Source organism: Sphingomonas sp. Leaf242 (genome assembly GCF_001422045.1).
Classification (GTDB): domain Bacteria; phylum Pseudomonadota; class Alphaproteobacteria; order Sphingomonadales; family Sphingomonadaceae; genus Sphingomonas.
In genome coordinates this window covers 1-11,727 of sequence record NZ_LMLW01000007.1, presented here as the reverse complement: position 1 = coordinate 11,727, position 11,727 = coordinate 1, and the positions used below count along the sequence as shown (strand labels likewise).

At 59.3% G+C, this 11,727-nt stretch carries 9 protein-coding genes; 4 read left to right on the top strand and 5 right to left on the bottom strand.

From position 1 onward, the window contains the following. Window positions 1-55: 55 nt before the first annotated feature. The 3 genes from ASF09_RS04645 to ASF09_RS04635 form a co-directional block, all read right to left on the bottom strand. Window positions 56-2,077 carry a putative bifunctional diguanylate cyclase/phosphodiesterase gene (locus ASF09_RS04645; RefSeq protein WP_082444080.1) on the bottom strand — a complete coding sequence of 674 codons (2,022 nt, stop codon included), beginning with the start codon at window positions 2,075-2,077 and terminating at the stop codon, window positions 56-58. Window positions 2,078-2,782: 705 nt separating this feature from the next. Beyond that, window positions 2,783-4,204, bottom strand: a complete 1,422-nt coding sequence (locus ASF09_RS04640; protein WP_060525156.1) for a hypothetical protein — start codon at window positions 4,202-4,204, stop codon at window positions 2,783-2,785. Further along, window positions 4,201-4,812 carry a hypothetical protein gene (locus ASF09_RS04635; RefSeq protein WP_060525155.1) on the bottom strand — a complete coding sequence of 204 codons (612 nt, stop codon included), beginning with the start codon at window positions 4,810-4,812 and terminating at the stop codon, window positions 4,201-4,203. Before ASF09_RS04635 ends, ASF09_RS04640 begins: the two co-directional genes overlap by 4 nt. 923 nt (window positions 4,813-5,735) lie before the next feature. On the opposite strand from ASF09_RS04635, the gene ASF09_RS04630 reads away from it, so the two are divergent. Next, the gene (locus ASF09_RS04630) at window positions 5,736-6,449 is read left to right on the top strand and encodes a GGDEF domain-containing protein (RefSeq protein ID WP_156359216.1); all 714 of its coding nucleotides are present in this window, start codon (window positions 5,736-5,738) and stop codon (window positions 6,447-6,449) included. A 306-nt stretch (window positions 6,450-6,755) separates the two neighbouring features. Beyond that, window positions 6,756-7,070: a hypothetical protein gene (locus tag ASF09_RS04625; RefSeq protein ID WP_060525153.1), complete on the top strand. Its 315-nt coding sequence runs from the start codon at window positions 6,756-6,758 to the stop codon at window positions 7,068-7,070. A gap of 863 nt (window positions 7,071-7,933) precedes the next feature. Here the strand turns inward: ASF09_RS04625 and ASF09_RS04620 are convergent. Further along, window positions 7,934-8,515 (bottom strand): helix-turn-helix transcriptional regulator, encoded by a 582-nt coding sequence (locus ASF09_RS04620; protein WP_162237229.1) that lies wholly within the window; start codon window positions 8,513-8,515, stop codon window positions 7,934-7,936. 70 nt (window positions 8,516-8,585) lie between these two features. Here ASF09_RS04620 and ASF09_RS20145 point away from each other — a divergent pair, with 70 nt between their 5' ends. After that, the gene (locus tag ASF09_RS20145; RefSeq protein ID WP_156359215.1) at window positions 8,586-8,732 is read left to right on the top strand and encodes a hypothetical protein; all 147 of its coding nucleotides are present in this window, start codon (window positions 8,586-8,588) and stop codon (window positions 8,730-8,732) included. Window positions 8,733-8,735: 3 nt separating this feature from the next. Beyond that, window positions 8,736-10,415 (top strand): recombinase family protein, encoded by a 1,680-nt coding sequence (locus ASF09_RS04615; RefSeq protein ID WP_060525151.1) that lies wholly within the window; start codon window positions 8,736-8,738, stop codon window positions 10,413-10,415. A 134-nt stretch (window positions 10,416-10,549) separates the two neighbouring features. Here the strand turns inward: ASF09_RS04615 and ASF09_RS04610 are convergent, their stop codons facing one another. Further along, complete coding sequence (locus ASF09_RS04610) at window positions 10,550-11,323, bottom strand: hypothetical protein (RefSeq protein WP_060525150.1); 774 nt, start codon at window positions 11,321-11,323, stop codon at window positions 10,550-10,552. Window positions 11,324-11,727 lie beyond the last annotated feature (404 nt).

Below are 11,727 nucleotides of genomic sequence, written 5' to 3'. Positions count from 1 at the left end.
TTCGCGCATGCCGTGATCCATCATCGACTGTTAAAAAGCGCTCCGCCTACCGGCTTCAAACATCTATCCATGTTAATTTGGGCCCTCGTAAGGCGTGCTTACTAAACTCGCGCTTGTCAGATATCGCTAAGGCCAAGCCCCTCCTGTGATTGAGTATTTCATCGGTCTCGCTTGCACTCAACGGCATGCCTAACAGGTACCCTTGCGCTTCCTGGCAGCCGAGCTCGCGCAGGATATCACGCACGGAGGCGTTTTCGACGCCTTCAGCGACCACACGTAGTTCTAAGCTTTCTGCCAACCGAATGATCGCCGAAACCATACGGTGAGCGGCGCTATCGGTATCGACGTTGGAAACGAACGAACGGTCGATCTTAAGTTTGTCGAAAGGCAGCATCCGGAGATGCTGAATAGACGAAAACCCGGTGCCGAAGTCGTCCAGAGCAAGAGAAATTCCCTGGTTCTTCAACGACTCGATGATCCGCTGGGCCGAAGCAGGATCAGAAATGAGGGCGTTTTCGGTGATTTCGAGGCAAATACGGCGCGCCGGGAAGCCCTGCCGTGTTAGCACTGCCAATATCTTTTCCGACAGCCACGGGTCGCGAAACTGGATCGGTGATAGGTTTATCGCGATAGTCAGTTCGGACGGCCATTTATTGGCGTCAAGGCACGCCCGTTCGAGGAGTTGCAACATGAGCTCATCGATCAGCCCGCACTCCTCAATAATCGGGATGAAGCGACCGGGCTCAACCATAATGCCGTCGGCGCGGTTCCACCGAGCAAGCATTTCGAAACCAACGATATTGCCAGACGCCAGATCTACGATCGGTTGATAATATGGACGGAAGGCCTCTGTACCAAAATCCACGCGGATCTCACGCTCAAGCACAGCGCGAGCCACCAGCGCCTCTCCCATGACCGGCTTGTAAAAGCGATGTTGCGAACGACCACCCGATTTTGCCTCATACAAGGCGATGTCCGCGTGCTGCATCAACGCTTCACGGCTCGCGGCATCGGTAGGGAAACAGGAGATCCCGATGCTAGCGCTGATATGGTGGAAGAACCGGTCGATCGGAAACGATGCAGCCATTTCACGGACGAGCTTATCCGCCATGACGTTCGCGGGACCGATGCCGTCACCATCAAGCTGGAACGTGACGGCAAACTCGTCGCCACCAAGTCGGTAGACATTACCGGTAGGGATCACGAGCATGCGAAGCCGCGTCGCAACTGCAACTAAAAGTTGGTCTCCAGCACCATGCCCGTACGCATCGTTCACGCCCTTGAACAAGTCCAGATCGATCATGAAAAGATACATCTGACTCCGCGGCGCACTGTGATAGAGAAATCCATCAAGATGCTCGGTAAGCGCACGCCTGTTTGCTAGGCCAGTCAGCACATCTTCGTAGGCCATTTTCTGCGCCGCAAGCTCTGCGGCTTGCGCGCGCTGTTGCTCGACCAGCATGTCAGCGCGAGACTGTAGCACTTGCCTGAAGCCTGCGTGGTTCGTAGCCAATGTCCGCAATATCAGTATGGCGACGATCAGGAAATTTGCGCCAACACTGAACAGCGACCAATCCGACGCTATAAACAGACGAGTCGTGACAGGCATCACGCCGAACAGCAAGACCATATAGCCGGCACTCGGAAGTGCTTGCAGACAGAAGCAACAACTAATCGCTCCTACAAACACGTAGAGCGAAATTGATACGCTGCGGATGGGTTCAGCTTCAGAAAACAGCAACGACCCCCACGTTCCGAAAACTAGGCTCAAAAGTGTAGCCGTGATGATAGTGCCGCGAAGATAGCGCCGAATCTGGTCAGGTTGCGCGATAATCGATCTGCGTCGGACCCAGAGAAGCGCGCGCGCAGCAATCGCAACCGATAACAGGATCGGTATACCAAAACTCATCCCGAATGGTACGTCACGAAAAGACTCTATGCCGAGAAACAGGACGTTGATGAACATCAGCCCGTACATTAAGGGAATCTGGCGGCGCAACGCGGCATATTGCTCAAGAAGAAACGTGTCCGACGCCGGCATTCGGCGCAATCTGAATTCAGGTAGCCACTCGAACATTTTTTCGGTCCCTTAACGACCTTCATTAGCAACAAAGGGTTCATAAAATGTTGAGAACGAACGCGGACCGAAGCTTTTTCCGCCAGGTAGCCTTCGCAGTTTGACGCAAAATGGAACTGGCCGATCATTTCAGATCTCCCCGAAATAACGAACGTTAATTGATCTGACCTCCGCCCCGATGGGTACTTTTTTGAAGTTAAATACGTCCAATCCTCGTTATGTAGTTGGCACCGACGCCTTCCCGAAACCGGTCGTTCGCTCATGTGATCCGCAGTGGCCGACATCGGAGCTTTGATACCAGGCGCTTTTAGGATGGGACCGGTCGAAAGCCGACTGTTCCCGGTGTCACGGTCGTTCGGTTGTCAATTCAACAGTTAGAGCGATTTCCGATCAGGTTGGATCACTGGCACGGAGGCGATTTCGGCACGGTACGAGGCGGGAGGAGGGCGCGATGCTGAAGCATCGACGAGCAACGCTGTACTGTGTTGAAAGCGGCCCGCCGCAAAGCGGGCGCCCGAAGGGCGATGACGGTAATGCAACGTGGTCGGAGAACCGCTTAGAGCATGATGATATTACGATGAGCCGTTCGCGCCTATGCTGTCGAAGCCATGCCCTTCTCTTCGCCGCAGCAGCATAGGAAAACGGTACTTCGACAGGCTCAGCACGAACCGAGCTAGGCGCGGGTCAATTCATCGCCATTTTGCTCTACGGCTGGCGCTCGTACCGTCCCTTGGCGCCCTCGATAAACAGCGCGGTACCCGCGATGCGCAGGCGCAACGTGTCGAACGGCCGCGCCATTAGTTGCTGCCGATCAAAGCCGATCCGGACGATCCCGTGTTGCAGCGGTGCGAAGGTGATCGTCATGTCACTCGCAATCGGCGCCTCGGTGTGAATGGTAAGGCTGACGGCCTTCGTTGCGCCGCGCGGGGCGAACGCAAAGCCGCTCCTGCCGGTGACCAGCTTCTCCTTAGTGCCATTCGCAAAGTGCAGCGTGACGGGGAGGTTGCGCGCGGGCTGGTCCGACGCGGGATCGAAGATCCTGATCGCCACGCCCGGGGAGGTTCGCGCGGTACCGCTTTCGGCCGCGTCGGCTGGCGACATGGTGCACGCCGCGGGCAGCGTCGGATCGGCTAGCGTGGGTTCCGGCAAGCCTGCCGCACGTGCGGCCTCGATCGCCAGCGCGCGCGCATCCTGCCAATCGGACAATGCCTGTCGCACCTGCGGGGCAGCTGGCTCTGCCCCGGTCGACGGACCATCTGACATCAGTCGAGCAGCCAGGAGCTCCGCATTCGTCCTGGCAACGTTCGCAGCGCGCAATGCCGTGGCGGCGCGCTGTTGAAGGATTGTCGTGGACGGCGCGGGGGCATTGTCGGCGGTCGTCAGAGGCGTCGCGGAAACAAATGGTTCGGGGAAGATCGGGCAGCGGGCGCGGATCGTGGCCTCGATCTCGCTGCGCTGGTACCGCCGACGTTCGTTTTCGGTCTCCTCATCCCACGGCGCGGTGGACAAGTAGGAGAAGAGCGGCTTCTGCGCGCTTGGTGCGGACGCCACGAGCACGACCTCGTCGCGCTCGACGTGCCACATGCCCTGCGCCTCCTGGTCCAGCGCACCGTAACTCAACGCCCAGTCGAATTGGCCGTCTGGCCGCAGCAACAGCTCGGATCCGGTCTCCATCACACCCATGAGGTAATAATGGCCAACGAGCACGGCAGGTGTAGCGTGGCCGCCGTTGGCACGCGCGTCGGCAGGCGTGCCCTGCGTCGAGGGGGCATCGGCAGGAGTGAGCGCATCCAGTGCGTCGCTCAGGTGACACGACTTGCCCGGTTGATAGTCAAGAAACTCGGCAACGGTCAGGACGTTACGATCACCCTCCTTGCTATAGCTGCCCATCACATCGGCAGACGCGCGCCGACCATCCTTGCGATAGCGGGCGACCACCTGAGCTCCCGGCACGTCGCGCAGCAGGTAGCGCGACGCCGCCAGATCGCACCGGGTGAGGATGACCTCGCCTCGCTCGATCGACAGCGTGCCGATGAAGCTGTCCATGCCGGAGGGTTGCGCATACGCCGGCAGCGGCGCGACCAGTGCCAGCGAGACGACGATCGCGCGGTACCAATTCCGTCTCACAGCGATGTCCCATCCTTGTCCAGCATATCGAACCGATATGCGCAGCCGTAGAGTGTCTTGCCGGGGTGCGTGGTGACGTTGGAGATCGTTCGGGCGACTACCATGTGGCTGCCATAGCCGTCCTTGCCCGCGGGTTCGGTGACGTCGGTCATGATCCGCTCGCCCAGGAACTTGCGAAAGGGGAACTTGGCTTCCGCCTGGGCGCGGGTCACCTTACCCGAGGCGACCATCGCGTCGATCATCGGCTGAGCCGACATGCTGTTGTCGATCTTTTCGGCACGCGCCACGATGGCGGGGTCCGCGACGTCGAGCACCGCGAGGATGGCATCGCCGGTAAAGGCGATCCGGCGCGTGCTGTATGACCCCGCGACGGTAATCGGCTTCGGCAGGTCATATTCGGCGATGAACGAATTGGGCGAGGCGATCTTCTTCCATCCCCGCGTCCGCGCGAGCTGCTCCTCGCCATCGATCGCCATGGCGAAGCGCATGTAACCGGGAACGTCCAGGCGGCAGCTAACGGCATCGATCTCGGAGACATCAGCCGGGTCGGTCTCCGCGGCGGTCTGCTGGAGCATCGCGGCGAGCATCAGGGCGTAGAGAATGAGCATCGGCGGACGTTAGGGTTGCAGCCAGAATTTGCCAGCAACATCGCTGCAGCAGGGCCGGCCGGTTTCCATTCCCCCCGTTTCGCGCCAACGAGCGCCTGTAGCACCGGCTAAAAAACATCATTGCACGGTTGAGAAGCTGTTCTACCGCTACAATCATACCCCTTTGAATGCCCCTTTTATAGTGATTGAGGATGGGGGCCCCAGGCATCGATACGGACCTCACCAACTCATTAGTGTGGACGCCGACTTGCCTCCAGGGCTGCGACACCATCTGCGGCCATCGCGTTCCACTCCGCCTTGGTATGGCAGACCCTTTTAGAAAAAGCGCGATCCGGTAGTCTCTTCACATCGACAGATCGGCTTTTCCGCAGTCACCGGCTTGGCAGCTGCCACGACAGAAGGGGGCGTGGTAGGCGCAGTTTGATGAGCCGCCGCACCCGAAGCCATTAATATGGTTGCCACCGGCAGCATCATAAACTTTCCCATCGTATACTCCTCGGCCCAGAGCTTTCAGAGCCTAGCGGAGCTATTTCGACAATCAAGAGCTCAAGGTCACTCGCAGACTTCCTAACCGACCTCTGGCTCCTCTTTATCCAGGTCAGTTGTTTTAACGTATCTATGATGCCAAATATGCAACATGCCGCATCATACAGCGTTAAGTCGATATGGCCAACAGAGAGGCGTAATTAATAGTGTCAGATGTATTTGGTACTGCACACGCTGCCTTGGCGTTTCTGGAATCCCACCACCTTCAGCCCACGACGGCCAACTACGCGTTCGCTCTAGAGGTTGTCAGCGACCTAGACGGGCCATTAGCGCGGGCTGTAGCGCTTGACACGGATGGCGGACTGAGGCTGACGCCGAGGTCTCTAAACGAATTAAGTCAGTGCTTCTTAGCAATACAATCCGGGACCGCGGCGCGCATGGAAGACGCTGTCCAGAGCCATGCGACCCAGTTGGGATCATTGACATCGGATGCGCAATTACTGACAAAATCCCTAAGTGATGACGTCACGGCCATGGCGGTGGAGGTCCAAGACTGGCCAGATTCAAACGCCCTAGTGGCACGACTGACCGACGCTGAACGTGAACTCGCCGATCTGCGCAGAGATGTAGCTAAACTACAGGCCAATTTGGGATCGCTAAGCGAGCAACGCTTAGATCCTACACGCGATACAGCTACGCAGGCATTGACCTCCGAAGGGGCTCGTCCTCTTTTTGCGCGGCTCGGCGAACAGAATCGTGCGTACGTCATGATGATATTCAGCGTCGCTGATCTCAGCAATATCAACGAACGTTTCGGTCACCCTGTAGGTGACAATGTGCTAAGCGCATTCGTCGCCAACCTGCGGCAGGTTTTGAAAAACGAAGAGATCATCCGTTGGACCGGCAACGAGTTCATGATCGTGGTTACCGATGTCGCGCTGGCGAACGCCCGCTTACTTGCAGAGGAGGTCCTTGCAGCATTCGCGACCAGGCGCCTAAAATTGCGCGGAAGCGGGGAGTGGATCGGAATGGTGACCGGCTCGGCCGGCATCGTCGTGGGACAGGGCGCCGACCAAGCTGCAGCTCTGATACAGGCTCGGGCTAAATTGTATCGAGCGACGATAAAGGGGCTAGGACAGGTTGAGGCGTAATTGCTGCGCTCTTAGCTGAAATGGTGCTCTTGATGAGGGCAAATATGACCGATCGCGAGGCTTGGCTGAAGGCAGGCGAAATCGTCGCAACTCATGGAAGCGATTCTGCACGATATGTGCTGAGATCCCTTGGAGATATTTTATCCTCGGGCGATGGAGCTGAGAATTGGCGCCGGGTCGCCTTAGCAGTCGACGATATCCTCGCAACACCCCTGCAATAATTATGAACCGTGTCGAAGCGCTGGCACGGCAGGCGCTGGCGAGCTTCGAGCTCGTTCTGCAAGTCTATGCCGACAATGAAGGGGGATGAGCTGGTTCATGCTCAGCTTGCTCGAATCAGCGGAGCCGGAATATGCTCATGGCATGGCAGATTTTGATGATTGCGCAGATCCTGAACTCGGCGCGGCGTGCAATCGCCTCGCTGCTTGGGTCGAGCCGATGCCTGAAGGACTGGTGATCGATCCCGCATCAGGGCTGACGGAGGAGGACCTCGCGATAATTCTGCGTCGGCTCTACGCTACGCGTGAGGATCTGCCCGCTCCTATCCTGAGTATGGACGAAGTCCCGCGGGCCCACGTCAGTCCATCGGTGCCGCTGACCAAGAGAGGGCGGTGGGGTTGATCGCCTGATGGGGCTTTTGTGGCCCCTTTCTTGCCTAAGCCAGGCGTTTCCTGTCCGTCAGATCGCCTCATTTCGTTCTACGATATACTCGAGAACGCGATTTGGGAGGGGATGGCAGAAGTCAATTCCGATAGCTTCCGGACTGCTCCAAGCAACCCAGCCCGGTACATCGGCGAAATTCGGGATGGCAACGTCCACGAACGTGCCAACCGAAACCGCCAAGCGGGTCTCAATCCGACAACCCAATTGCGTGCAGTCACTGATCCGCACGGCTTGGGTATCAAACTTGTCTGCTGTGACAGTTGCCGACCAATCTACGGCTATCCGGACGGCCTTACGTCCGTCCTCTGCCCGCCACGACGGATATTCGGGTTTTGATGATCGATCGGCCATAGTCCGGGGATAGCCGCTCACCCTAAACATCTGGTTACAACGGGTCAGTTCCGGCCGGGGGGGGGGATGAGACCCTAAGCGCTCGCCTTTAGCCAAGGGTATTAGCTCGTGAGAAGGATAGCCGAACGCTGCGACGGCTATTGGCATGAACAGCGACTTTGGCTCAACCGAACGAACGTTAGCTTACGCCGATAGCCCCCCGAAAGCGGCGAACTCGGCTTCGGTCCAACACGGGCGTTCACGCCCCCGCGCCCTGCCGCATGAACAAACGTCCGTTTTATCTCCGACCGCGACCCGAAAGTCCACCAAGATCGGCCAATTCGGCCCCTGCCCTATCAAATGAACGAACGGCTGCTTGCAACATTCGCCGCCCGAAAGCGGCCGGGCCGCTATCCACCAGAAATGCAGACGTTCCGCATCGCCTGATAACGTTAGTCGCGCGCCGTTACAAACCTACGCCTTGACGCGCCTCAGCTTTCTCGGTCAGGCCCATAATCAAATCTGCCAGCGGCGAGGTCGGCAAGCACAGGATTACCGAAGACGACGCGACGGTGCCCGGGCCGCACGTTGAGATCACCCGGGTGCCATGTGAAGACACCTGACCTTCCGCCCTGCGCTCGCTCGATGCGCGAAAGCTGGGAAGCGGACACGCCGGATCGCCGCGAAAGCTCGGCTAAGGACCAGCCGAGCGATTTACGTTCTACGCGCAGGCGCTGACAAAGCTGATACATACGCGTGCCTTGAAGGCTACCGTCGAACAAGAGCGCTGGACGGCCACTGTCACCGGCGATCGCCACCTGCGGCCAATCAAGCTCCAGCTGCTCCATGATCCGGTCGAGCGTGGAGCCCTGCGGCCAGGTGTGTCCGTTTTCGATCCGCGACAAAGCCACGCGCGTAATCCCGACGCTGAGGGCAAGTGCGTCCTGGCTGATCGGCCCCACGACGCCCTTAACGCCCATACGATGATCCTTGAGGATCTGCCCCAGGTCGGCGCGCAGGTGGCTGAAGCCTTCTGGCAGTCGCATCCGGGCGGGGGGACGTTCCGTCTTCATGAAAGACCAATGATGGCGACTGTATGTAAATTTCGTGCACGCGCCGTGACGGCCGTCCCAAAACGTCGCCATGACCGTCGCCCGGATCATATTGGCACAACCTGTCGATGCGCAAGACGCGTTCGCCGAGCTTGTACGCCTGCTGGCACGACAGGCAGCGGCCGAACATCATGCGCGCATGCAGGATTCCCGTGCGGCAAAAGCTGTGAAACAATAAGCCATGCTCACGACCACGCACCGCCGCATCGCACTTTATGGCAGGCACTCGACCGCCATGCAGTCGGCGTCGTCGAGTGCCGATCAGGTCGCGTCCTGCGCGCCGCTGGTCGGCTATCTTGGCGGCACGGTGACAGCGACGTGGCTCGACCCGGAATTGTCGGGGTACCGGCGTGACCGTCCCGGGCTCCGGCAGCTGCTGCGCGCGGTGGAAGCGGGCGAGATCGACATCATCGTGTGCGAGGCGCTCGACCGGCTGGCGCGCGATGCCGAGGACGTGGCCTGGCTGGGCAAGAAGCTCGCCTACCACCGGGTCCAACTGCACACCGTGAGCGAAGGACATGTCGACGAGATCAAATTTGCCGTCGCTGGCCTACTCGGCTCGATCTTCCTCAAGCATCTGGTTGACAAGACGCTACGCGGCATGGAGGCCGCGGTACTCGCGGGGCGCTTCGCGGGAGGTCGAGCCTATGGCTACAAGCGCATGGTCCGACTCGATGCTAAGGGCGAGGCCCAGCGCGGGTTGCTGGAGATCGAGCAAGGCCAGGCGGCGGTGGTCCGCCGTATCTTCGCGTGGTTTGCCGCAGGGCTGTCCTCCATTCAGATCGCTACACGCCTGAACGAGGAAGGGGTGCCCGGCCCGCGTGGCGGGCAGTGGAACGCCTCGACGATCCGCGGTGACCCAGCCAAGCTGGTCGGCATCCTTAACAACCCGCTCTACGCGGGTCGGCTGGTTTGGGGCCGCCGGCAATGGCGGAAGAACCCGGACAGCGAGAAGCGCGAACGCCGCTACCGGCTCCGCGATCGTGGGGAATGGGTCGAGGTGGCGGTGCCAGAGCTACGCATCGTTGACGACGCGCTGTTCGACGCGGCGCACGCCGAGATCGAGCGCCGCAAGCGTGCGCCACAGGCAGCCTCGCCGGCCGGCCAGAACCGCGCGCGGCATCTGCTCTCCGGCCTTATCCGCTGCAGCTGCTGCGGTGCGAATTACACGATCAGCGGCAAGGACTATTACCGCTGCGCGGGGCAGAAGGAGCGCGGCACGTGCGGAAACCGCGTGTCGGTACGCAAAGGTCCACTGGAGACCGCGACGCTGGCGATCCTCCAGGAGCATCTGCTGACCGACGAGAATGTGCGCGTGTTCATAGAAGAGTTCGAGCGTGAACTGCAGCAACTGACACGCCAAGACACGGGCCAGCATGACGCTGCGCAACAGCGCTTGAAGCAGGTCACCACCGAACTCGATAATTTGTACCAGAACCTGCTGGCCGGCCTCGCCAGCCCGGCGCTGCGGGCGATGATCGCCGAGCGCGAGGCCGAGAAGGTGCGACTGGAGACGCGCGCAGGCGCTCGAAATGATAGCAAGCCTACCGCGATCCTCTTGCCGCATCCGGTACTCGTCGAGCAGTTTCGGAGCAAGGTCGCCTCGCTCCGTCAATCACTGGACGACGCGTCGATCCGGACCGAGGCAGCGGCGGTGCTTTCGACGCTCATCGAGAGCGTGACAATCTTTCCCGACGAGCCGGGCGGTCCGGAGGCGGAAGTGGTGGCGAGGGTATCCGACTTGTTGGCCTTCGCCACAAACGACAACGCCGCCCGTGAGGGCGGCGATTGTAGTTCTATATCGGTGGTTGCGGGGACAGGATCTGGCCAACATCATACATTAATCGTTGCGAAGGCGTAGGCTGTTGATCGCCCAACTAATGTGGTCGCCCAATGCGCCTCCCCGCCAGCGACCGCGTAGCGGGAACGACCGGGTTGGGAAGGAGAACGGTCCGGCTGCTTTTCGGAACTCAAAGTCTAAAGCGGCCGACGTTTTTACGCTGGCCATCCAGCGAGGAGAATGTCTCGATCTTCAGCTGTGACAAAGTTTGGCGCACCGAGTGCAAGTCCCGCGTCCAAGAGCATGGCCCCTGCGCCAGCCCAAGGCTCAACAAGGTCCTCATCCCCTTCTTTGTCGATGGATGTGGCGTTTGCCCCATCGACGGTCTTTGCCCTGTGGAAGACGGTGAGATGGATCAGACTCAATCCTTCGTTGATTGGTGATCCAGCGGGCATCGAACCGATTTTCAACGTGCCATCGAGATTCTCGTCATAGCCTTCGCAAATCCCTTCGGCGTTGCCCCAGCGGCGAAAGGTTCGGTCATACGCGTCCGGCGCATCTGGATGTCGGGCAGATGGCAATCGAATGGCTTGGTCACGTGTCAGGGCGGCCGCACGGTCCAAAACCATCAGAACCGCTTGTCCATGCTCGCCGAAGAGCGCCGACAGGTCTTCCCTTTCGAGAATCTCGACGGATATACGACGGGTGTACCGCGCATAAGGCAGCGGAGGTCCCCCCCTACTGCGCTGGTCGTCAACCGTTGCGGCTTCGACGATCTTAGCTCTCCAAAGGGTACCTGGCCACTTTGCGAGGATGATCGACGCGGGCACTTCATCAACGACGATCCATGGTGGCCCACGCCCCTCGACACGCACTATCTGTCCCGGCTGCGCTCGGCTCATGGGTCCAGTTTCGCTGTAGGGCACGTAAACAAAACCGATGCGACCATCGGGCTTGTTGCGGCCAAAGTGCAGAATATTTTTCCGCATCCGGGGTTTGTCCAAAAGGGGGGCACAATCCCTTCATTGCGATAGCTGTAGCGACCGGTTTTAGGAAGGTCGTGCACAACCGCGAACGACTGCAACTGGGCGTTAGCGGACGTGCTCAGAGCGGGATAGGAGTATCCCACCTCCCGCCAGCATGATGCAAAGAGGCAGCGAGAAAATGAAGTAGTCCCAAACGGATCGTTCACCCATACTGATGACGACGCAATGGCAAGCGCTAATAGCTCGACCGCACATCCAATTTGGCGACGGGAATTCCGGCACGTGAGTCGACACGACAGGACGAAACTCTAGGGCTCAAACCCAATCAGTCTATTGATCTGAATGGAGCTTCCTGATTCACAGAGTGTGTGACGATGGAGGCGGTAGATGGCGTTGTTCTGGTTGTC